This window comes from Streptomyces roseoviridis (genome assembly GCF_039535235.1).
In the GTDB taxonomy this organism is placed as follows: Bacteria; Actinomycetota; Actinomycetes; order Streptomycetales; family Streptomycetaceae; genus Streptomyces; species Streptomyces roseoviridis.
Map to the genome: position 1 here is coordinate 2993042 of NZ_BAAAWU010000001.1, position 19582 is coordinate 3012623.

Consider the following 19582-nt stretch of genomic DNA (forward strand, 5'->3'; position numbering starts at 1 on the left):
CGCGCGGGAAGGGGGGCCGACGGGACGTCAGCCGGTCTGGCCGAGCGTGGACTTCACCGCGTCGGCGAGGCGGCCGGCGACCGTCCGGGCCTGCTCGATGTCGGCGGCCTCGACCATGACCCGCACCAGCGGCTCGGTGCCCGACGGGCGCAGCAGCACGCGGCCCGTGGAGCCCAGCTCCCGCTCCGCCTCGGCGACGGCGTGGGCCAGCTCGGCACAGGTGCCGACCCGGGACTTGTCGACGTCCGGCACGTTGACCAGGACCTGCGGCAGACGCTCCATGACCGCGGCGAGCTCGGCGAGGGACTTGCCGGTGGCGGCGACCCGGGCGGCCAGCATCAGACCGGTCAGGGTGCCGTCGCCGGTGGTGGCGTGGTCCAGGACGATCACGTGGCCGGACTGCTCGCCGCCGAGGGCGTAGCCGTGTTCCTTCATGGACTCCAGCACGTAGCGGTCGCCGACCGCGGTCTGCACCAGCGAGAGCCCTTCGCGCTCCATCGCCAGCTTGAAGCCGAGGTTCGACATGACGGTGGCGACGACGGTGTCGCCGCGCAGCGTCCCGGCCTCGCGCATGGCGAGGGCGAGCACCGCGAGGATCTGGTCGCCGTCGACCTCCTCGCCCCGGTGGTCCACGGCCAGGCAGCGGTCGGCGTCGCCGTCGTGGGCGATGCCGAAGTCGGCGCCGTGCTCGACGACGGCGGCCTTCAGCAGGTCGAGGTGGGTGGAGCCGCAGCCGTCGTTGATGTTGAGGCCGTCGGGCTGGGCGCCGATGGTGACGACCTGGGCGCCGGCCCGGGCGAAGGCCTCGGGCGAGACGCGGGCGGCGGCGCCGTGCGCCTCGTCGAGGACGATCTTCAGCCCGTCCAGCCGGTTGGGGAGGACGGCGATCAGGTGGGCGACGTACTTGTCGAAGCCCTCGTCGTAGTCACGGACCCGGCCGACGCCCGCGCCGGTGGGTCGGTCCCAGGGGGCACCGGTGCGGTGCTCCTCGTAGACGGCCTCGATGCGGTCCTCCAGCTCGTCGGCGAGCTTGTGACCGCCGCGGGCGAAGAACTTGATGCCGTTGTCGGGCATGGCGTTGTGGGAGGCGGACAGCATCACGCCGAGGTCGGCACCGAGCGCGCCGGTGAGGTACGCCACGGCCGGCGTCGGCAGCACGCCGACCCGCAGCACGTCGACGCCGGCGCTCGCCAGGCCCGCCACGACGGCGGCCTCCAGGAACTCTCCCGAAGCGCGCGGGTCGCGCCCCACCACGGCGGTCGGCCGATGCCCCTCGAAGGTGCCCGCCTCGGCGAGCACGTGCGCGGCCGCGACCGACAGGCCGAGCGCCAGCTCCGCCGTCAGGTCGGCGTTGGCGACGCCGCGTACCCCGTCCGTGCCGAAGAGTCGTCCCACAGGTGTCCTCCATTGCGATCCCCGGACGTCACCGGCGACGCCCGCCACTGGCCCCTGAAAGGGGCGCGCCCCGGCGGCACAGAGAATGTGCCGCCGGGGCGTACCTTACGAACAGACCGAGCAGGCGATTAACGCTTGCTGTACTGCGGGGCCTTACGGGCCTTCTTGAGACCGGCCTTCTTGCGCTCGACCGCACGGTCGTCGCGGGAGAGGAAGCCGGCCTTCTTCAGCGGGCCGCGGTTGTTCTCCACGTCCGCCTCGTTGAGGGCGCGGGCCACGCCGAGGCGCAGGGCGCCGGCCTGGCCGGACACGCCGCCGCCCGCGATGCGGGCGATGACGTCGTAGCGGTTGTCGAGCTCGAGCACCTTGAAGGGCTCGTTGACTTCCTGCTGGTGCACCTTGTTCGGGAAGTAGTCCTCGAGGGTGCGACCGTTGATCTTCCACTTGCCGGTGCCCGGAACGATCCGGACGCGGGCGATGGCGTTCTTGCGACGGCCCAGGCCGGCGGCCGGCTGCGGGTCGCCGAAGCGGGACGCGAGCGACTCGGAGGTGTAGTCGCCCTCGACGATCTCGGTCTCGGTGGTGTACTCCTCGACGCCCTCGAACTCGTCGACGGGGGTCTCGGGGGTGGTCTCGGCCACGATGCTCCTCAGATTTCTTTCGTTCTTAGGGGGTGTGGCCGGAACTACTGCGCGACCTGGGTGATCTCGAACGGGACCGGCTGCTGCGCAGCGTGCGGGTGGTTCTCACCCGCGTAGACCTTCAGCTTCGAGAGCATCTGACGGCCCAGGGAGTTCTTGGGGATCATGCCCTTGATGGCCTTCTCGACGGCCTTCTCGGGGTTCTTGTCCAGCAGCTCGTCGTAACGGACGGAGCGCAGACCACCCGGGTAGCCGGAGTGGCGGTAGGCCATCTTCTGGGTCTTCTTGTTGCCGGACAGGTGGACCTTGTCAGCGTTGATGATGATGACGAAGTCGCCCATGTCCATGTGCGGCGCGTAGACGGGCTTGTGCTTGCCTCGCAGGAGGTTCGCAGCCGTCGTCGCCAGACGACCCAGGACGACGTCCTGAGCGTCGATGATGTGCCACTGGCGAGTCACATCGCCAGGCTTGGGGCTGTACGTACGCACTTCGTAGCCTTCGCTTCTTCAGTGGATGGAGTCCAGACACACCTGAAGCGATCATGCAGCTGGGGCCCACACTGCCGGGACACCGCCCGTATGCGAGCCACTGGTAACTGCTCCAGGGAACCTGCGTAGGGCCCCTTCGCGTGAGAACGACGAAGCCAATACGCATAACAAACCGCTACGGTACCCGCGCCACCCCCGACGGGTCAAAATGCCGGGGGCACCCGGTCACCGCGCCCGCTCCACCCGCCGCTCGTCCCACACCGGCTCGCCGGTCTCCCGGACCACGCCGTCGGAGCCGAAGACGAGGTAGCGGTCGAAGCTCTTCGCGAACCAGCGGTCGTGGGTGACCGCGAGGACCGTGCCGTCGTAGGACTCCAGGCCGTCCTGGAGCGCCTCGGCGGACTCCAGGTCCAGGTTGTCCGTCGGCTCGTCCAGGAGCAGCGCCGTCGTGCCGGCGAGCTCCAGGAGGAGGATCTGGAAACGGGCCTGCTGTCCGCCGGAGAGCTTGTCGAAGGGCTGGTCGCCCTGGCGCTCCAGCTCGTAGCGCCGCAGCACCGACATCGCCCCGCCCCGGTCCTTGGCGTGCTCGGTCCACAGGATGTCGACCAGCGTCCGGCCGAAGAGCTCGGGGTGGGCGTGGGTCTGCGCGAAGTGGCCGGGCACCACCCGGGCGCCCAGCTTCCACGTGCCCGTGTGCGCCACGGTCGGGTCCCCCGCGAGCAGCCGCAGGAAGTGGGACTTCCCCGAGCCGTTCGACCCCAGGACCGCGACCCGCTCCCCGTAGAAGATCTCCAGGGAGAACGGCTTCATCAGGCCGGTGAGCTCCAGGTTCTCCACGGTGACCGCCCGCACCCCGGTCCGGCCGCCGCGCAGCCGCATCCGGATGTCCTGCTCGCGCGGCGGCTCCGGCGGCGGGCCGGCCTCCTCGAACTTCCGCAGCCGGGTCTGCGCCGCCGCGTAGCGCGAGGCCATCTCATGGCTGACCGCGGCCGCCTGGCGCAGCGTGACCACCAGCTTCTTCAGCTGGGCGTGCTTCTCCTCCCAGCGCCGCTTCAGCTCCTCGAAGCGGGCGAACCGCTCCCGCCGCGCCTCGTGGAAGGTGCCGAAGCCGCCGCCGTGCACCCACACGTCGGACCCGGCGGGGCCGGGCTCCACGGCCACGATCTTCTGCGCGGCCCGCGCGAGCAGCTCCCGGTCGTGGGAGATGAACAGCACCGTCTTGCGGGTCTCCCGCAGCCGCTCCTCCAGCCACCGCTTGCCCGGCACGTCCAGGTAGTTGTCCGGCTCGTCGAGCAGCAGCACCTCGTCGCCGCCGCGCAGCAGGTACTCCAGGACCAGACGCTTCTGCTCGCCGCCGCTGAGCGTGCGCACCTGCCGGAACTGCGCCTTGTCGTACGGCACGCCCATCGCGGCCGTCGTGCACATGTCCCACAGGGTCTCGAACTCGTACCCCTGCACCTCGGCCCAGTCGCTCAGCGCCTGCGCGTACGCCATCTGCGCGGCCTCGTCGTCGACCGTCATGATCCGGTGCTCGGCCTCGTCGACCGCCTTCGCCGCCTCCCGGATCCGCGCGGGCGCCACCGAGACCAGCAGGTCACGGACGGTGGACTCGTCCCGCACCGAACCCACGAACTGCGGCATCACGCCGAGCCCGCCGCTGACCGTGACGCTCCCGCCGTGCGGCTGGAGCTCCCCGGAGATCAGCCGGAGCAGGGTCGTCTTGCCCGCCCCGTTGGCGCCGACCAGGGCGACCACGGCGCCCTCGCCGACCCGGAAGGAGGCGTCGCCCAGGAGCACCCTCCCGTCCGGCAGGTAGTACTCGAGGTGCGCGGCTTCGACATGTCCCATGCGGGGCATTGTCGCCGCCGGGGGCCCGGGATCCCAAGCGGTTTAGGATGCGCGGCATGAGCTTTGGGGGGCCGCCGCCGGGCGGCGAGCAGCAGGGACAGCAGGGGTACGGCTACGGGTACCCGCAGCAGCAGCCGTACGGGTACGGGTACCCGCCGCAGCAGCCGCAGCCCTACGGGCAGCCGCCGAACGGCCCGCAGCCGGACCCGTTCCCCGGAGCGCAGGGCGGCCACACCCCCGACTGGAGCGCCCTGGCCGCGGCTTCCGAGGCCCGCAGCAGGCGCAAGCGCCGGCTGATGATCGGCGGCGCGGCCGTCGCGGCGCTCGCCGTGGGCGCCGTGGTCGCCACCGCCGTCGTCGTCACCAACAAGAACAACGACCAGGCCAAGAACGGCGCCGCCCCGACCGGCTCCGCCGCCCCCACCGGCACCGCGACCCCGGCGCCCACCTTCTCCTCGGTCGCCCCGCTGCCGCCGCCGGACCCGATGGACTTCATCTCCGACGCGAAGAAGGACAAGGCGCCGCTCAGCGCCGAGGGTCTCTTCCCCGGCAAGAAGCTCACCATGAACGACCGCCCCTACCAGAAGGGCGCGACCTCCTCCACGACCAACTGTGCGGCGGTCACCCAGGGCGGCCTCGGCACGGTCCTGAGGAACAACGGCTGCACGCGCGTGATCCGCGCCACCTACGTGAAGGACGGCGTGGCCGTCACCGTCGGCGTCGCCGTCTTCCCCACCGACGAACAGGCGACGAAGGCGAAGCAGCAGGCGAGCGGCGGCATCGCACCGCTCGCGGGCTCCGGCGTCGGCACCTTCTGCCAGAAGACGGTCTGCCTGCGCCGCACCAACTCGATCGGCCGGTACGTCTACCTGACCCAGACCGGCTTCACCAGCGGCAAGAAGGTCACCACCGGCGACCGCCCGGTCTTCCAGACCGCCGACGACCTCGGCACCTTCGCCTTCAACCAGATCTACGCCCGGGGCCGCGCCCAGGCCTCAGCAGCAGCCGGCGCTCCCGGGGAGTGACCACTCGGTCCCCCACAGGCAAGTGCCACCGAGCCCTCCTGCCGGTCGACGGCGGCACCGCCACCGCCCGGCGGACGGAGTCCGCCACAGCGGGCCGAAGCTTGCGAGGCGCCCAGGCGCCGAGCCCGCGAGGGCCGCGTCAGGAAGGGCAGCCCTCGGCACCTTCGCCTTCGACCAGATCTACGCCCGGGGCCGCGCCCAGACCTCAGCAGCAGCCGGCACTCCCGGGCAGTGACCGCTTATTGCGGGCCTCCCTGTTGCGCGCGGCGAGCTGGTCGTCGGCCGGGTAGCCGACCTCTTCCAGGGTGAGGCCGTGCGGCCGTACGACGTGGACGGCCGAGTCCCGCACGCCCGCGGCCAGCACCTTGCCCGGCCACTCCACCGGCCGGTGGCCGTCGCCGACGAACAGCAGGGCGCCGACCAGCGAGCGGACCATGTTGTGGCAGAAGGCGTCGGCCTTGACCGTGGCCTCCAGGACGCCGTCGGGGCGGCGCTCCCAGCGCAGCTCCTGGAGCGTGCGGATGGTGGTGGCCCCGTCGCGCTTCTTGCAGTAGGCGGCGAAGTCGTGCTCGCCGACCAGCCGCTCGGCGGCCGCGTTCATGGCGTCCATGTCGAGCGCCCAGTCGTGCCACAGGACGTGTCCGCGCAGCAGCGGGTCGACACCGCCGGGGTTGTCGGTGACCCGGTAGGCGTAGCGGCGCCAGATCGCCGAGAAACGGGCGTTGAAGCCCGCGGGGGCCTCGGCGACTCTCCACACCCGCACATCGTGCGACAGGCGCCCCGCGAGCCGCCTGAGCAGCTTCTCGCGGTGCTCCTCCCACACGGCGGCCGGCAGGTCGACGTGCGCGACCTGACCACGGGCGTGCACCCCGGCGTCGGTGCGGCCGGCCACGGTCAGCTCGTACGTCTCCTGGGAGCGGGTGACGGTGCGCAGGGCGTCCTCGATCTCGCCCTGGACGGTGCGCTGACCGCGGGCCTGCTTGGCCCAGCCGGAGAAGTCCCTGCCGTCGTACGACAGGTCGAGCCGGACGCGTACGAAGCCGGGCCGCACGTCGTCCCGCAGGCCGCCCACGTCGTCACTCAGGTCGCTCACGTCACTCACGCCACTCACGCCACTCACGCCACTCACGCCGTAAATCCTCTCAAACACACGGGAGCGGGCCCGCACCCCTGGGGATGCGGGCCCGCACACGAGACGGGAACGTCAGAACGCTCAGGCGTCCTGCGCGTCCTCGGCCTTGGTCTCCTCGGCCTTGGGGGCCTCGTCGGCCTCCTTGACGGCGCGCTTGGTGGCGGCCTCGGCCTCGGCGACGGTCGCCTTCTTGGCGATCTCGCCCTCGACCAGCTCGATCACGGCCATCGGGGCGTTGTCGCCACGACGGTTGCCGATCTTGGTGATGCGGGTGTAGCCACCCGGGCGCTCGGAGTAGCGCGGGGCGATCTCGGTGAAGAGCGTGTGGACGACGCCCTTGTCCGTGATCGTCTGCAGCACCAGGCGACGGTTGTGGATGTCGCCCTTCTTCGCCTTGGTGATCAGGCGCTCGGCGACCGGACGCAGGCGGCGGGCCTTGGCCTCGGTCGTGGTGATGCGGCCGTGCTCGAAGAGCGACTTCGCCAGGTTGGCGAGGAGCAGCTTCTCGTGCGCGGCGGAGCCGCCGAGGCGGGCGCCCTTGGTGGGACGCGGCATGGTGTTTCTCCTTGAGATCTGCACCGGCCGTATCAGGTACCGGTGTCAGGGCCCCGCAGGCGGATGCCTGCGGGCAGCTATCAGTACTGCTCGGTCTCGACGAAGCCCGCGTCCGCGTCGTCGTCGGCGCCGAAGGCGTCGGCGGCGGCGGTCGGGTCGAATCCGGGCGGGCTGTCCTTGAGGGCCAGGCCCATGCCGGCCAGCTTCGCCTTGACCTCGTCGATCGACTTCGCACCGAAGTTGCGGATGTCGAGCAGGTCGGCCTCGGAACGCGCCACGAGCTCACCCACGGAGTGGATGCCCTCGCGCTTGAGGCAGTTGTAGGACCGGACGGTGAGCTCGAGCTCCTCGATCGGCAGCGCCAGGTCGGCGGCCAGGGCGGCGTCCGTCGGGGACGGGCCCATGTCGATGCCCTCGGCGTCGATGTTGAGCTCGCGGGCCAGACCGAACAGCTCGACCAGGGTCTTGCCGGCGGACGCCATGGCGTCACGCGGGCGCATGGCCTGCTTGGTCTCGACGTCGACGATCAGCTTGTCGAAGTCGGTGCGCTGCTCGACTCGGGTCGCCTCGACCTTGTAGGTGACCTTGAGAACGGGCGAGTAGATGGAGTCGACCGGGATGCGGCCGATCTCCTGGCCCACCTGCTTGTTCTGCACGGCGGAGACGTAGCCGCGACCGCGCTCGACGGTCAGCTCCATCTCCAGCTTGCCCTTGCCGTTGAGCGTGGCGAGGACGAGGTCGGGGTTGTGCACCTCGACACCGGCCGGGGGCGCGATGTCGGCGGCGGTGACCAGACCCGGGCCCTGCTTGCGCAGGTACATCACGACCGGCTCGTCGTGCTCCGAGGAGACGACCAGCTGCTTGATGTTGAGGATGAGGTCGGTGACGTCCTCCTTGACGCCCGGCACGGTGGTGAACTCGTGCAGGACGCCGTCGATGCGGATGCTGGTGACAGCAGCGCCGGGGATCGACGAGAGGAGGGTGCGGCGGAGGGAGTTGCCGAGGGTGTAGCCGAAGCCCGGCTCCAGCGGCTCGATGACGAACCGGGAGCGGAACTCGTCGACGACCTCTTCGGTCAGCGAGGGGCGCTGAGCGATCAGCATGTCTGTGTTCCTTCAGTCGTGGACGCCCACTATTTGACGTCCGACAGGTACTGCAAGGGTACGGGCGGCACGGCGCCTTTCGGAGCCGTACCGCCCGGACACTCAAAGACGCACAGGCGTCGCTGCGTCAGACGCGGCGGCGCTTCGGCGGACGGCAGCCGTTGTGCGGGGTGGGGGTGACGTCCTGGATCGAGCCGACCTCGAGGCCGGTGGCCTGGAGGGAGCGGATCGCGGTCTCACGGCCGGAGCCGGGACCCTTGACGAAGACGTCGACCTTGCGCATGCCGTGCTCCTGCGCGCGGCGGGCGGCCGACTCGGCGGCCATCTGCGCGGCGAAGGGGGTGGACTTGCGCGAGCCCTTGAAGCCGACGTGGCCGGCGGAGGCCCAGGAGATCACGTTGCCCGAGGGGTCGGTGATCGAGACGATCGTGTTGTTGAACGTGCTCTTGATGTGCGCGTGGCCGTGAGCGACGTTCTTCTTTTCCTTGCGGCGCACCTTCTTGACGGCGCCCTGACGTCCCTTGGGGGGCATCTATTTCTCCTACGGGAGGTGGTCGGTCCTACAGCGAAGACCGTGGACAGGTGTCCGCTGTGGACTACTTCTTGCCCGGCTTCTTCTTGCCGGCGATGGCGCGACGCGGGCCCTTGCGGGTACGAGCGTTCGTGCTGGTGCGCTGACCGCGGACGGGCAGGCCACGGCGGTGACGCAGACCCTGGTAGCAGCCGATCTCGACCTTGCGGCGGATGTCGGCCGCGATCTCGCGGCGGAGGTCACCCTCGGTCTGGAGGTTGGCGTCCACGTACTCGCGGATCTTGACGAGGTCTTCCTCGGCAAGGTCGCGGACACGGGTGGACGGGTTCACGCCGGTGGCGGCGAGGATCTCCTCGGACCGGGTGCGCCCGATGCCGAAGACGTAGGTGAGTGCGACCACCACACGCTTTTCGCGCGGGATGTCAACACCGGAAACGCGTGCCATTCAATGGCTCCTGTGTTCTCGGGGGTCTGCCGCAGAACCGCTCCCGACCGCCGTATGAGGTACGAATCGGGTCCCCGGCCCCCGCCGGAGGTGTCGCCGACCCTGAACGGGCTGGGCGGGCTCTGCGTATGTACGAATTGCTATGCGTCGCGCGAAGAAACTGCGAGATGCAGGTAGGTCGGCGTGCGTCAGCCCTGGCGCTGCTTGTGGCGCAGGTTGTCGCAGATGACCATGACCCGGCCGTGGCGGCGGATCACCTTGCACTTGTCGCAGATCTTCTTGACGCTCGGCTTGACCTTCATGGGATGTGAGGTTCTCCGGGTCAGTGCCACCACCCGCGCGCGGAGGCGGGGTGCGGGCAAGATCTACTTGTACCGGTAGACGATCCGGCCACGCGTCAGGTCGTACGGAGAGAGCTCCACCACGACCCGGTCGTCCGGAAGGATACGGATGTAGTGCATTCGCATCTTGCCGGAGATGTGCGCGAGGACCTTGTGACCGTTCTGGAGCTCCACCTTGAACATGGCGTTCGGGAGGGACTCGATCACGGTGCCCTCGATTTCGATGGCACCTTGCTTCTTGGCCACGCTTCGCCTTTCGAATCGGCTACCTTGATCGACTCTCGCCGCCGCATGCGGACACACGGGTACACGAGAGCCGACGCATCAGTCTACGTCAGGCCCCTGGAAAAGACGAATCCGGGGAGTCTGCCCAACGGAGGAGATCGTTACGCCGGCGGGGCGACCGCCCTGCGCCGACCGGGCGGTCCCGGCTAGGCCAGGGGGTCCGGCGCCGCCTCGACGCCCAGCTCCGCCAGCTTCGCCCGGCCGCCGTCGACCGCCGTGAGGACCAGGGGGCCCTCCTCGGTCAGGGCGACGCTGTGCTCCCAGTGGGAGGACCAGGTGCCGTCCGTGGTGATGACGGTCCAGTCGTCGGCGAGGACCTCGGTCTTCGGGGTGCCCAGGGAGACCATGGGCTCGATGGCCAGGCAGAAGCCCGGGACCAGCTTGGGGCCCTTGCCGCGCTTGCGGGAGACGTAGTTCAGCAGGTGCGGGTCCATGTGCATCTCGGTGCCGATGCCGTGGCCGCCGTAGTCCTCGATGATCCCGTAGCGGCCCAGGCTGTGGTCACCGACCGCCGGGCGCGGCTGGCGCTTGATGTACGTCTCGATCGCCTTGGAGATGTCCACCAGGCGGTTGCCGAGCCTCATGGCCGCGATGCCGGCCCACATCGACTCCTCGGTGACCCGCGACAGCTCGATCAGCTCCGGCGCGTGGCCGGTGCCCACGAAGGCCGTGTAAGCGGCGTCGCCGTGCCAGCCGTCGACGATGGCGCCGCAGTCGATGGAGATGATGTCGCCGTCCTTGAGGACGGTCTTCTCGTCCGGGATGCCGTGGACGACGACCTCGTTCACCGAGGTGCAGATGGTGGCGGGGAAGCCGCCGTACCCGAGGAAGTTCGACTTCGCGCCGTGGTCGGCGATCACCTTGCGGGCGACCTCGTCCAGGTCCCGGGTGGTCGCGCCGGGCACCGCCGCCTCGCGGGTCGCCGCGTGGATGGCCGCGACGACCAGCCCCGCCTCGCGCATCTTCGCGATCTGCTCGGGGGTCTTGATCTGCACCATCGTGGCGGGGGCCTTTCCTTGCGCGTAAGGGGTCGGAAACAACGATACGGCCGCGGCGCCCTCCCGGGCACCGCGGCCGTCTCGCACGAACCGTGGGTTACTTCTCCAGCGCGGCCATCGCGCGCGCCGTGACCTCGTCCACCTTGCCGAGCGCCGAGATCGTCACGACCAGGTTCTGCGCCCGGTAGTAGTCGATGATCGGCTCGGTCTGCGTGTGGTAGACCTCCAGGCGGCGGCGGACGGTCTCCTCGGAGTCGTCGTCGCGCTGGAACAGCTCGCCGCCGCAGACGTCGCAGACGCCCTCGGTCTTCGGAGCGTTGTACGTCACGTGGAACACGTGCGAGGAGTCGTTACGGCAGATGCGGCGACCCGCGATCCGCTTCACGACCTCGTCCTCGGGGACCTCCAGGTCCAGGACCGCGTCCAGCTGCATGTCGTCCGCCTTCAGCACGACATCCAGGGCCTCGGCCTGAGCCACGTTGCGCGGGAACCCGTCGAGCAGGAAGCCGTTCGCGGCGTCGTCCTGCCCCATGCGGTCCTTGGCCATCCCGATGGTCACCTCGTCCGGTACGAGGTCACCGGCGTCCATGAACGCCTTCGCCTTGAGCCCCAGCTCCGTGCCCTTGGAGATGTTGGCACGGAACAGGTCGCCCGTGGAGATGTGCGGGATGTCCAGGTTCTTGGCAAGGAACGCGGCCTGCGTTCCCTTGCCGGCCCCGGGCGGTCCGACGAGGACGATTCGCATCAGCGGAGGAACCCTTCGTAATTGCGCTGCTGGAGCTGGCTCTCGATCTGCTTCACGGTCTCGAGCCCGACACCCACGATGATGAGGATGCTCGTCCCGCCGAACGGGAAGTTGGCATTGGCACCGCCGAAGCCTGCCAACGCCATCGTCGGCACAAGAGCGATCAGACCCAGATACAGCGAGCCCGGCCAAGTGATCCGGTTGAGCACGAAGCTCAGGTACTCGGCAGTAGGTCGACCAGCCCGGATACCCGGGATGAAGCCACCATACTTCTTCATGTTGTCGGCAACTTCCTCGGGGTTGAACGAGATCGCCACGTAGAAGAAGGCGAAGAACACGATCAGGAGGAAGTACGTAGCGATGTAGTAGGGGTGGTCACCCTTGACGAAGTGGGCTTCGATCCAGGTCTTCCAGCCGGAGGTGCTGTTCGAGAACTGCGAGATGAGTGCCGGGATGTAGAGCAGCGACGACGCGAAGATGACAGGAATCACACCTGCCTGGTTCACCTTCAACGGGATGTAAGTGGACGTACCGCCGTACGACCTGCGGCCGATCATCCGCTTCGCGTACTGCACCGGAATGCGGCGCTGGGCCTGCTCGACGAAGACGACGAGGGCGACCATGACGAAGCCGATGAGGATGACGGTGCCGAACTCGATCCAGCCCTTGGCGAGCTTGCCGCTCTCCTTGATGGCCCACAGGGCGCCCGGGAAGCCGGCGGCGATCGAGATGAACATGAGGATCGACATGCCCTGGCCGATGCCGCGGTCGGTGATGAGCTCGCCCAGCCACATGACCACCGCGGTGCCCGCGGTCATGGTGATGACCATGGTGACGGTGACGAAGATCGACTGGTCGGGAACGACCTGGTTCGCGACCGTGCAGCCGCTGAAGAGCGCGCCGGTGCGGGCGGTGGCGACGAGGCCGGTGCCCTGGAGGATGGCGAGGGCGACCGTCAGATAACGCGTGTACTGCGTGATCTTGGCGGTGCCGGACTGCCCCTCCTTCTTGAGGGCTTCCAGGCGGGGGATCACGACGGTCAGCAGCTGCAGGATGATGCTCGCCGTGATGTACGGCATGATGCCGAGCGCGAAGATGGTGATCTGGAGCAGCGCCCCGCCACTGAACATGTTGACCAGGCCGAACAGGCTGTTGTTGCCCTGGCTCGCCTGATCGACACACTGCTGGACGGCCTCGTAGCTGACACCGGGGACGGGGATGTGTGCCCCGAGCCGGTACAGCACGATGATGCCGAGCGTGAAGAGCAGCTTCTTGCGCAGGTCGGGCGTCTTGAACGCCCGGGCGAACGCGGTGAGCACGGTGCCTCCTGCGACCCCCGCGCACGTGCGTCAGAGGTGACGGTCTTGAGGTTCGACGATGAGAGTTGCCTGCCTCGAGCACCCGCGGGCATACCGCACGCACTCTAGACAGTGGACGCCACCTTACCGGCGACCATGGCCCCCTAGGAACGACCAACCGGGGATGCCCCTTTTGGGAGGCATCCCCGGTGGGATGTTCAGGCCATCGAGTCGTCTCAGACGAGCTCGGTGACGGTGCCGCCGGCGGCGGCGATCTTCTCCTTGGCGGAGCCGGAGACGGCGTCGACCGTCACCTGCAGCGCCACGGAGACCTCGCCCTGGCCCAGGACCTTGACGAGCTGGTTCTTGCGAACCGCACCCTTGGCGACCAGGTCGGCCACCGTGACCTCGCCACCCTGCGGGTAGAGCGCGGCCAGCTTGTCCAGGTTCACGACCTGGTACTCGGTGCGGAAGGGGTTCTTGAAGCCCTTCAGCTTCGGGAGACGCATGTGGAGGGGCATCTGGCCACCCTCGAAGCGCTCCGGAACCTGGTAGCGGGCCTTCGTGCCCTTCGTACCACGACCGGCCGTCTTACCCTTCGACGCCTCACCACGACCCACACGGGTCTTGGCGGTCTTGGCGCCCGGGGCGGGACGGAGGTTGTGGACCTTCAGCGGGTTGTTCTCCGCCATGTCAGTCGACCTCCTCGACCGTCACGAGGTGGCGGACGGTGTGCACCATTCCGCGGAACTCGGGGCGGTCCTCCTTGACGACCACGTCGTTCAGGCGCTTGAGCCCGAGCGAACGCAGCGTGTCGCGGTGGTTCTGCTTGCTGCCGATGTACGACTTCGTCTGCGTGATCTTGAGGCGAGCCATTACGCACCCGCCCCAGCACGCGCACGGAGCAGAGCCGCGGGGGCGACGTCCTCGAGCGGCAGACCGCGGCGGGCCGCGATCTCCTCGGGACGCTGCAGGCCCTTGAGGGCCTCCACGGTCGCGTGCACGATGTTGATCGCGTTGTCGGAGCCGAGCGACTTCGACAGGATGTCGTGAACGCCGGCGCACTCGAGCACGGCGCGCACCGGGCCACCGGCGATAACACCGGTACCGGGGGAAGCCGGCTTGAGCAGGACGACGCCCGCGGCCTTCTCACCCTGGATCGGGTGCGGGATGGTGCCCTGGATACGGGGGACCTTGAAGAAGTGCTTCTTGGCCTCCTCCACACCCTTGGCGATGGCGGCCGGCACCTCCTTGGCCTTGCCGTAGCCGACACCCACGGTGCCGTCACCGTCGCCCACCACGACCAGCGCGGTGAAGCTGAAACGACGACCACCCTTGACAACCTTGGCGACGCGGTTGATCGCGACTACGCGCTCAACGTACGCGGTCTTCTCGGCGGCGGCAGCGCCACCGTCGCGGCCCTTCCGGTCCCGCCGCTCGCCGCCACCGGCACCGCTTCCGCGGCGCTGGGGTCCAGCCATTGGAATACCTCTCTCTGTTACGTCCGTTAGTCCCGGAACCGGGGCTTAGAACTTCAGCCCGGCTTCGCGGGCGGCGTCAGCCAGAGCGGCAATGCGCCCGGCGTACCTGTTGCCACCACGGTCGAACACGACGGCCTCGACGCCGGCGGCCTTGGCGCGCTCGGCGACCAGGGCGCCGACCTGCTTGGCCTGCGCGGACTTGTCGCCCTCGCCACCGCGGATCGAAGCGTCCAGGTGGGACGCCGACGCCAGGGTGTGGCCCTTCAGGTCGTCGATGACCTGCGCGGTGATACCGCGGTTGGAACGCGTCACGACGAGGCGCGGACGCTCCGCCGTACCCGACACGCTCTTACGGATGCGCAGGTGACGGCGCGCCTTGGCAGCGCGCTTGTAAGCGTCGCCCTTGGCGATCTTCACACCGTATGCCATGGCTTACTTACCAGCCTTTCCGACCTTGCGGCGGATGACCTCGCCCGCGTACTTCACGCCCTTGGCCTTGTACGGGTCGGGCTTGCGAAGCTTGCGGATGTTCGCGGCGACCTCGCCGACCTTCTGCTTGTCGATGCCCTCGACCGAGAACTTGGTCGGCGACTCGACCTTGAAGGAGATCCCCTCGGGGGCCTCCACCAGGATCGGGTGGCTGTAGCCGAGCTGGAACTCCAGGTTGGAGCCCTTCGCGGCCACGCGGTAACCGACACCGCTGATCTCGAGCGCCTTCGTGTACCCCTGGGTCACACCGGTGATCATGTTGGCCACCAGCGTGCGGGACAGGCCGTGCAGGGCCTTGTTCTGACGCTCGTCGTTGGGGCGGGTGACGTTCAGAACGCCGTCCTCACCCTTGACGATCTCGATCGGCGCGGCGACGGTGTGGGTCAGGGTGCCCTTGGAACCCTTGACCGTGACCGTGCGGCCCTCGATGGTGACGTCCACGCCGGCGGGAACCGTGATGGGGAGCTTGCCGATACGCGACATTGGCTTTTCCTCCGTTCCCGACTACCAGACGTAGGCGAGGACTTCCCCACCCACGCCCTTCTTCTGAGCCTGCTGGCCGGTCAGGAGACCGTGGGACGTGGAGATGATCGCCACGCCCAGGCCGCCGAGGACCTTCGGCAGGTTGGTGGACTTCGCGTAAACCCGGAGGCCCGGCTTCGAGATCCGCTTGATGCCCGCGATGGAGCGCTCACGGTTCGGACCGAACTTGAGGTCGAGCACGAGGTTCTTGCCGACCTCGGCGTCCTCGACCTTCCAGCCCGTGATGAAGCCCTCCTGCTGGAGGATTTCCGCGATGTGAGACTTGATCTTGCTGTGCGGCATCGTCACGGAGTCGTGGTACGCCGAGTTCGCGTTACGCAGACGCGTGAGCATGTCTGCGATCGGATCAGTCATGGTCATGAATTGGCCTTCGGCCTCTCTCGCCGGGGTTTCCTGGTGCACCATCCCTCTCCCCGATCCGAGACGGGGCGGGTGCGGTGCGGTGGACCTACGGCGTAGTAAGTCGTACGGGCGGCGGACGCCCAACCCCACAAGCCTAAGCCATGCGGGGGTGGGCCTCCGCCAACCCTCTGCTTACCGAGAGACTCCTGTGGTTCCCCAATGCCCTACGGGCGAGGGGGAATTACCAGGAGCTCTTGGTCACGCCCGGCAGCTCGCCACGGTGAGCCATCTCACGAAGGCACACGCGGCAGAGGCCGAACTTGCGGTACACGGAGTGGGGGCGACCGCAGCGCTGGCAGCGGGTGTACGCACGCACACCGAACTTGGGCTTGCGGGCAGCCTTCGCGATGAGAGCCTTCTTCGCCATCTCGCTTACGCCTCCTTGAACGGGAAGCCGAGGTGACGCAGAAGGGCACGGCCCTCGTCGTCGTTGGTCGCCGTGGTGACCACGGTGATGTCCATACCCCGGACGCGGTCGATCTTGTCCTGGTCGATCTCGTGGAACATGACCTGCTCCGTGAGACCGAAGGTGTAGTTGCCACGGCCGTCGAACTGCTTCGGGGACAGGCCGCGGAAGTCGCGGATGCGCGGCAGCGCGAGCGACAGGGTGCGGTCCAGGAACTCCCACATGCGGTCGCCACGGAGCGTGACGTGGGCACCGATCGGCTGACCCTCGCGCAGCTTGAACTGCGCGATGGACTTGCGGGCCTTGGTGACGGCCGGCTTCTGACCGGTGATCGTGGTGAGGTCGCGGATCGCGCCCTCGATCAGCTTCGAGTCACGGGCGGCGTCGCCGACACCCATGTTGACCACGATCTTCACGAGGCCGGGGATCTGCATGACGTTCTCGTACTTGAACTCGTCACGCAGCTTGCCCGCGATCTCCTCGCGGTACTTCGTCTTGAGACGCGGAGTGGTGGTAGCCATCAGATGTCCTCACCCGTCCGCTTGGCAACGCGGATCTTGTTGCCCTCGTCGTCGAAGCGGTAACCGACACGCGTGACGACCTTCTTGCCGTCCTTCTCCACGACCAGCTGGACGTTGGAGACGTGGACCGGGGCCTCGGTGGTCACGATGCCGCCGGCCTGGTTCGGGCCGGCCTTGGTGTGCTTCTTGACCCGGTTGACACCCTCGACGAGGACGCGGGACTCGGCGGGGAAGGCCGCGATGACCTTGCCCTGCTTGCCCTTGTCCTTGCCGGTGATGACCTGGACCAGGTCGCCCTTCTTGATCTTCATGCTTACAGCACCTCCGGCGCGAGCGAGATGATCTTCATGAACTTCTTCTCGCGCAGCTCACGGCCGACGGGGCCGAAGATACGGGTGCCGCGAGGGTCGCCGTCGTTCTTCAGAATGACGGCGGCGTTCTCGTCGAAGCGGATGTACGAGCCGTCCTGGCGGCGGCGCTCCTTGACGGTGCGAACGATGACCGCCTTGACGACGTCACCCTTCTTCACGTTGCCACCGGGGATCGCGTCCTTGACGGTGGCGACGATGACGTCACCGATGCCCGCGTAGCGGCGACCCGAGCCACCGAGCACACGGATGCAAAGGATTTCCTTCGCACCAGTGTTGTCGGCGACGCGAAGTCGCGACTCCTGCTGGATCACGTCTATCTCCTGATTGTCTGCCGGTTCCCGGCGGGGGCCTCATTCGCATGAGGCCCCACGCCGAGCCTGGCGGAACTGTTCCTAGGGGGTCCCCCTAGGAGGGATTACTTGGCCTTCTCGAGGATCTCGACGACGCGCCAGTGCTTCGTGGCGGACAGCTTCCGGGTCTCCATGAGGAGGACGCGGTCGCCGACGCCGGCCTGGTTCTGCTCGTCGTGAGCCTTGAGCTTGTTCGTACGGCGGATGACCTTGCCGTACAGCGCGTGCTTGACGCGGTCCTCGACAGCGACGACGACGGTCTTGTCCATCTTGTCGCTGACGACGAGGCCCTCACGGACCTTGCGGGCGTTGCGCTCGGTCTTCTCAGTCACGTTGTTCTCGCTCATCAGGCGTTCTCCACCGTCTCGATGCCCAGCTCGCGCTCACGCATCAGGGTGTAGATCCGGGCGATGTCCTTACGGACGGACTTGAGCCGACCGTGGTTCTCGAGCTGGCCCGTCGCCGCCTGGAAGCGGAGGTTGAACAGCTCTTCCTTGGCCTCGCGGAGCTTGGCGACAAGCTCCTCGTTGCCCAGCTCGCGCAGCTCGGACGCCTTGGTACCGGCCGACATCACAGCTCACCTGCCTCGCGCTTAACGATCTTGCACTTCATCGGCAGCTTGTGAGCCGCTCGAGTCAGGGCCTCACGCGCGATCTTCTCGTTCGGGTAGGACAGCTCGAACATCACCCGACCGGGCTTGACGTTCGCGATCCACCACTCCGGAGAACCCTTACCGGAACCCATGCGGGTCTCGGCAGGCTTCTTCGTGAGCGGGCGGTCCGGGTAGATGTTGATCCAGACCTTGCCGCCACGCTTGATGTGGCGGGTCATCGCGATACGCGCGGCCTCGATCTGGCGGTTGGTCACGTAGGCCGGGGTGAGGGCCTGAATGCCGTACTCGCCGAACGCAACCTGCGTGCCACCCTTGGACATACCGTTGCGCTTCGGGTGGTGCTGCTTGCGGTGCTTGACCCTACGGGGGATCAGCATTTCGGTCAGGCCTCCGTTCCGGTGCTCTCAGCCGGAGCGGCGGCGGCGGCCTCGGCCTTGGGGGCCTCGGCAGCAGCAGCCTGCTGCGGCTTGCGACCGCGACCGCCACGCTCGCCACCGCGGCCACCACGGCCGGCCGGGCGGTCAGCGCCGCCACGGGCCGGACGGTTGCCGGCGCGGGCAGCGGCGTTCTCGGCGCGGACCTCGGCGATGTTCTTGACGTCGCCCTTGTAGATCCAGACCTTCACGCCGATGCGGCCGAAGGTCGTCTTGGCCTCGAAGAAGCCGTACTCGACGTTCGCGCGGAGCGTGTGCAGCGGCACACGGCCCTCGCGGTAGAACTCCGAGCGGGACATCTCGGCGCCGCCGAGACGGCCACCACACTGGATCTTGATGCCCTTGGCGCCGGCCTTCATGGCGGACTGCATGCTCTTGCGCATGGCCCGACGGAAGGAGACGCGGGAGGACAGCTGCTCGGCGACGGCCTGGGCCACCAGCTGAGCGTCGACCTCGGGGTTCTTGACCTCGAGGATGTTCAGCTGGACCTGCTTGCCGGTCAGCTTCTCGAGCTGGCCGCGGATCTTGTCGGCCTCGGCGCCACGGCGACCGATGACAATGCCCGGGCGAGCGGTGTGGATGTCCACGCGGACACGGTCACGGGTGCGCTCGATCTCCACCTTCGAGATGCCGGCGCGCTCCATGCCGGACGTCAGCATCCGACGGATGGCGACGTCTTCCTTGACGTAGTCCTTGTACAGCTTGTCGGCGTACCAACGCGACTTGAAGTCGGTGGTGATGCCGAGCCGGAACCCGTGCGGGTTTACCTTCTGGCCCATTACCGGGTTCCTTCCTTGCTGCTGACGACCACGGTGATGTGGCTGGTCCGCTTGCGGATCCGGTAGGCACGGCCCTGAGCACGCGGACGGAACCGCTTCAGGGTCGGGCCCTCGTCGACGTACGCCTCGCTGATGAACAGCGAAGAGGCGTCCGTGTGGTCGTAGTTGTGCGCGGCGTTGGCGATGGCGCTGTCGAGCACCTTGCCGACCGGCACGGAGGCGGCCTGCGGGGCGAATCGCAGGACGGCCTGGGCCTCCGTGGCGTCCATGCCACGGATGAGGTCCACCACGCGGCGGGCCTTCATGGGCGTGACGCGGATGTACCGCGCCTGGGCCCTGGCTTCCATGGTTGTCCTTCCAGT

The 19582-nt window shown here is 68.3% G+C and carries 30 protein-coding genes; 1 reads left to right on the forward strand and 29 read right to left on the reverse strand.

Annotation, left to right across the window (positions count from 1 at the left end):
- Positions 1-27: 27 nt before the first annotated feature.
- The 4 genes from glmM to ABD954_RS13315 all read right to left on the reverse strand — a co-directional run bounded on the left by glmM (position 28) and on the right by ABD954_RS13315 (position 4372).
- Positions 28-1395 carry a phosphoglucosamine mutase gene (gene glmM, locus ABD954_RS13300; protein ID WP_345486236.1) on the reverse strand — a complete coding sequence of 456 codons (1368 nt, stop codon included), beginning with the start codon at positions 1393-1395 and terminating at the stop codon, positions 28-30.
- Positions 1396-1523: 128 nt separating this feature from the next.
- Positions 1524-2036 carry a 30S ribosomal protein S9 gene (rpsI, locus tag ABD954_RS13305; RefSeq protein WP_128985116.1) on the reverse strand — a complete coding sequence of 171 codons (513 nt, stop codon included), beginning with the start codon at positions 2034-2036 and terminating at the stop codon, positions 1524-1526.
- A 44-nt stretch (positions 2037-2080) separates the two neighbouring features.
- Positions 2081-2524 (reverse strand): 50S ribosomal protein L13, encoded by a 444-nt coding sequence (gene rplM, locus ABD954_RS13310; RefSeq protein WP_031076703.1) that lies wholly within the window; start codon positions 2522-2524, stop codon positions 2081-2083.
- A 225-nt stretch (positions 2525-2749) separates the two neighbouring features.
- The gene (locus ABD954_RS13315; protein ID WP_345486238.1) at positions 2750-4372 is read right to left on the reverse strand and encodes an ABC-F family ATP-binding cassette domain-containing protein; all 1623 of its coding nucleotides are present in this window, start codon (positions 4370-4372) and stop codon (positions 2750-2752) included.
- 56 nt (positions 4373-4428) lie between these two features.
- Between ABD954_RS13315 and ABD954_RS13320 the strand changes: the two genes are divergently transcribed.
- Positions 4429-5397: a hypothetical protein gene (locus ABD954_RS13320; protein ID WP_345486240.1), complete on the forward strand. Its 969-nt coding sequence runs from the start codon at positions 4429-4431 to the stop codon at positions 5395-5397.
- A gap of 205 nt (positions 5398-5602) precedes the next feature.
- On the opposite strand, the gene truA is transcribed toward ABD954_RS13320, so the two are convergent.
- The 25 genes from truA to rplV form a co-directional block, all read right to left on the reverse strand.
- The gene (gene truA, locus ABD954_RS13325) at positions 5603-6460 is read right to left on the reverse strand and encodes a tRNA pseudouridine(38-40) synthase TruA (protein ID WP_345492147.1); all 858 of its coding nucleotides are present in this window, start codon (positions 6458-6460) and stop codon (positions 5603-5605) included.
- A 150-nt stretch (positions 6461-6610) separates the two neighbouring features.
- A complete protein-coding gene (gene rplQ, locus ABD954_RS13330) occupies positions 6611-7084 on the reverse strand; it encodes a 50S ribosomal protein L17 (RefSeq protein ID WP_345486241.1) in 474 nt (157 codons plus the stop codon).
- Between the two features lie 80 nt (positions 7085-7164).
- Positions 7165-8187, reverse strand: coding sequence for a DNA-directed RNA polymerase subunit alpha (locus ABD954_RS13335; RefSeq protein ID WP_003966937.1), 1023 nt, complete (start codon positions 8185-8187; stop codon positions 7165-7167).
- A 127-nt stretch (positions 8188-8314) separates the two neighbouring features.
- Entirely contained in the window at positions 8315-8719 is a 405-nt protein-coding gene (gene rpsK / locus ABD954_RS13340) for a 30S ribosomal protein S11 (RefSeq protein ID WP_017949643.1), read from the reverse strand.
- Positions 8720-8783: 64 nt separating this feature from the next.
- Positions 8784-9164: a 30S ribosomal protein S13 gene (rpsM, locus tag ABD954_RS13345; protein ID WP_015035595.1), complete on the reverse strand. Its 381-nt coding sequence runs from the start codon at positions 9162-9164 to the stop codon at positions 8784-8786.
- Positions 9165-9352: 188 nt separating this feature from the next.
- Positions 9353-9466 carry a 50S ribosomal protein L36 gene (gene rpmJ, locus ABD954_RS13350; RefSeq protein ID WP_003956441.1) on the reverse strand — a complete coding sequence of 38 codons (114 nt, stop codon included), beginning with the start codon at positions 9464-9466 and terminating at the stop codon, positions 9353-9355.
- Between the two features lie 63 nt (positions 9467-9529).
- Positions 9530-9751 (reverse strand): translation initiation factor IF-1, encoded by a 222-nt coding sequence (gene infA, locus ABD954_RS13355; protein WP_003956442.1) that lies wholly within the window; start codon positions 9749-9751, stop codon positions 9530-9532.
- A 185-nt stretch (positions 9752-9936) separates the two neighbouring features.
- Positions 9937-10788 (reverse strand): type I methionyl aminopeptidase, encoded by an 852-nt coding sequence (map, locus tag ABD954_RS13360; protein WP_345486242.1) that lies wholly within the window; start codon positions 10786-10788, stop codon positions 9937-9939.
- Positions 10789-10885: 97 nt separating this feature from the next.
- Positions 10886-11533 (reverse strand): adenylate kinase, encoded by a 648-nt coding sequence (locus ABD954_RS13365; protein WP_345486243.1) that lies wholly within the window; start codon positions 11531-11533, stop codon positions 10886-10888.
- Positions 11533-12852 carry a preprotein translocase subunit SecY gene (gene secY, locus ABD954_RS13370; RefSeq protein WP_345486244.1) on the reverse strand — a complete coding sequence of 440 codons (1320 nt, stop codon included), beginning with the start codon at positions 12850-12852 and terminating at the stop codon, positions 11533-11535. The genes ABD954_RS13365 and secY overlap by 1 nt, the downstream gene beginning before the upstream one ends.
- 215 nt (positions 12853-13067) lie before the next feature.
- A complete protein-coding gene (gene rplO / locus ABD954_RS13375) occupies positions 13068-13523 on the reverse strand; it encodes a 50S ribosomal protein L15 (protein ID WP_128985125.1) in 456 nt (151 codons plus the stop codon).
- Between the two features lies 1 nt (position 13524).
- Positions 13525-13707 (reverse strand): 50S ribosomal protein L30, encoded by a 183-nt coding sequence (gene rpmD, locus ABD954_RS13380; RefSeq protein ID WP_005313525.1) that lies wholly within the window; start codon positions 13705-13707, stop codon positions 13525-13527.
- Positions 13707-14312, reverse strand: a complete 606-nt coding sequence (gene rpsE / locus ABD954_RS13385) for a 30S ribosomal protein S5 (protein ID WP_030201551.1) — start codon at positions 14310-14312, stop codon at positions 13707-13709. The genes rpmD and rpsE overlap by 1 nt, the downstream gene beginning before the upstream one ends.
- Before the next feature lie 45 nt (positions 14313-14357).
- Positions 14358-14741, reverse strand: coding sequence for a 50S ribosomal protein L18 (rplR, locus tag ABD954_RS13390; protein WP_345486245.1), 384 nt, complete (start codon positions 14739-14741; stop codon positions 14358-14360).
- A 3-nt stretch (positions 14742-14744) separates the two neighbouring features.
- Positions 14745-15284, reverse strand: coding sequence for a 50S ribosomal protein L6 (gene rplF, locus ABD954_RS13395; protein WP_031076678.1), 540 nt, complete (start codon positions 15282-15284; stop codon positions 14745-14747).
- A gap of 21 nt (positions 15285-15305) precedes the next feature.
- Entirely contained in the window at positions 15306-15704 is a 399-nt protein-coding gene (rpsH, locus tag ABD954_RS13400) for a 30S ribosomal protein S8 (protein ID WP_041130779.1), read from the reverse strand.
- Positions 15705-15927: 223 nt separating this feature from the next.
- The gene (locus tag ABD954_RS13405) at positions 15928-16113 is read right to left on the reverse strand and encodes a type Z 30S ribosomal protein S14 (protein ID WP_003956452.1); all 186 of its coding nucleotides are present in this window, start codon (positions 16111-16113) and stop codon (positions 15928-15930) included.
- 5 nt (positions 16114-16118) lie between these two features.
- Complete coding sequence (gene rplE, locus ABD954_RS13410; RefSeq protein WP_265864084.1) at positions 16119-16676, reverse strand: 50S ribosomal protein L5; 558 nt, start codon at positions 16674-16676, stop codon at positions 16119-16121.
- Positions 16673-16984: a 50S ribosomal protein L24 gene (rplX, locus tag ABD954_RS13415; RefSeq protein WP_128985129.1), complete on the reverse strand. Its 312-nt coding sequence runs from the start codon at positions 16982-16984 to the stop codon at positions 16673-16675. The genes rplE and rplX overlap by 4 nt, the downstream gene beginning before the upstream one ends.
- A gap of 2 nt (positions 16985-16986) precedes the next feature.
- Positions 16987-17355, reverse strand: coding sequence for a 50S ribosomal protein L14 (rplN, locus tag ABD954_RS13420; protein ID WP_003956455.1), 369 nt, complete (start codon positions 17353-17355; stop codon positions 16987-16989).
- A gap of 104 nt (positions 17356-17459) precedes the next feature.
- Positions 17460-17741, reverse strand: a complete 282-nt coding sequence (gene rpsQ / locus ABD954_RS13425) for a 30S ribosomal protein S17 (RefSeq protein WP_345486246.1) — start codon at positions 17739-17741, stop codon at positions 17460-17462.
- Positions 17741-17965 carry a 50S ribosomal protein L29 gene (gene rpmC / locus ABD954_RS13430; protein WP_128985131.1) on the reverse strand — a complete coding sequence of 75 codons (225 nt, stop codon included), beginning with the start codon at positions 17963-17965 and terminating at the stop codon, positions 17741-17743. Before rpmC ends, rpsQ begins: the two co-directional genes overlap by 1 nt.
- A complete protein-coding gene (gene rplP / locus ABD954_RS13435; RefSeq protein WP_030494257.1) occupies positions 17965-18384 on the reverse strand; it encodes a 50S ribosomal protein L16 in 420 nt (139 codons plus the stop codon). The genes rpmC and rplP overlap by 1 nt, the downstream gene beginning before the upstream one ends.
- Before the next feature lie 5 nt (positions 18385-18389).
- Entirely contained in the window at positions 18390-19220 is an 831-nt protein-coding gene (rpsC, locus tag ABD954_RS13440; protein ID WP_345486247.1) for a 30S ribosomal protein S3, read from the reverse strand.
- Complete coding sequence (rplV, locus tag ABD954_RS13445; RefSeq protein WP_009327087.1) at positions 19220-19567, reverse strand: 50S ribosomal protein L22; 348 nt, start codon at positions 19565-19567, stop codon at positions 19220-19222. The genes rpsC and rplV overlap by 1 nt, the downstream gene beginning before the upstream one ends.
- Positions 19568-19582: the final 15 nt, after the last annotated feature.

Coding starts and splice junctions, on each gene's coding strand:
- ABD954_RS13315 (WP_345486238.1), bottom strand. CDS start 4,372: ATGGGACATGTCGAAGCCGCGCACCTCGAGTACTACCTGCCGGACGGG.
- ABD954_RS13320 (WP_345486240.1), top strand. CDS start 4,429: ATGAGCTTTGGGGGGCCGCCGCCGGGCGGCGAGCAGCAGGGACAGCAG.
- rplQ (WP_345486241.1), bottom strand. CDS start 7,084: ATGCCGCGTCCCACCAAGGGCGCCCGCCTCGGCGGCTCCGCCGCGCAC.
- ABD954_RS13335 (WP_003966937.1), bottom strand. CDS start 8,187: ATGCTGATCGCTCAGCGCCCCTCGCTGACCGAAGAGGTCGTCGACGAG.
- rpsK (WP_017949643.1), bottom strand. CDS start 8,719: ATGCCCCCCAAGGGACGTCAGGGCGCCGTCAAGAAGGTGCGCCGCAAG.
- rpsM (WP_015035595.1), bottom strand. CDS start 9,164: ATGGCACGCGTTTCCGGTGTTGACATCCCGCGCGAAAAGCGTGTGGTG.
- rpmJ (WP_003956441.1), bottom strand. CDS start 9,466: ATGAAGGTCAAGCCGAGCGTCAAGAAGATCTGCGACAAGTGCAAGGTG.
- map (WP_345486242.1), bottom strand. CDS start 10,788: ATGGTGCAGATCAAGACCCCCGAGCAGATCGCGAAGATGCGCGAGGCG.
- ABD954_RS13365 (WP_345486243.1), bottom strand. CDS start 11,533: ATGCGAATCGTCCTCGTCGGACCGCCCGGGGCCGGCAAGGGAACGCAG.
- rplO (WP_128985125.1), bottom strand. CDS start 13,523: ATGGCGGAGAACAACCCGCTGAAGGTCCACAACCTCCGTCCCGCCCCG.
- rpmD (WP_005313525.1), bottom strand. CDS start 13,707: ATGGCTCGCCTCAAGATCACGCAGACGAAGTCGTACATCGGCAGCAAG.
- rpsE (WP_030201551.1), bottom strand. CDS start 14,312: ATGGCTGGACCCCAGCGCCGCGGAAGCGGTGCCGGTGGCGGCGAGCGG.
- rplR (WP_345486245.1), bottom strand. CDS start 14,741: ATGGCATACGGTGTGAAGATCGCCAAGGGCGACGCTTACAAGCGCGCT.
- rplF (WP_031076678.1), bottom strand. CDS start 15,284: ATGTCGCGTATCGGCAAGCTCCCCATCACGGTTCCCGCCGGCGTGGAC.
- rpsH (WP_041130779.1), bottom strand. CDS start 15,704: ATGACCATGACTGATCCGATCGCAGACATGCTCACGCGTCTGCGTAAC.
- ABD954_RS13405 (WP_003956452.1), bottom strand. CDS start 16,113: ATGGCGAAGAAGGCTCTCATCGCGAAGGCTGCCCGCAAGCCCAAGTTC.
- rplX (WP_128985129.1), bottom strand. CDS start 16,984: ATGAAGATCAAGAAGGGCGACCTGGTCCAGGTCATCACCGGCAAGGAC.
- rpsQ (WP_345486246.1), bottom strand. CDS start 17,741: ATGAGCGAGAACAACGTGACTGAGAAGACCGAGCGCAACGCCCGCAAG.
- rpmC (WP_128985131.1), bottom strand. CDS start 17,965: ATGTCGGCCGGTACCAAGGCGTCCGAGCTGCGCGAGCTGGGCAACGAG.
- rplP (WP_030494257.1), bottom strand. CDS start 18,384: ATGCTGATCCCCCGTAGGGTCAAGCACCGCAAGCAGCACCACCCGAAG.
- rpsC (WP_345486247.1), bottom strand. CDS start 19,220: ATGGGCCAGAAGGTAAACCCGCACGGGTTCCGGCTCGGCATCACCACC.
- rplV (WP_009327087.1), bottom strand. CDS start 19,567: ATGGAAGCCAGGGCCCAGGCGCGGTACATCCGCGTCACGCCCATGAAG.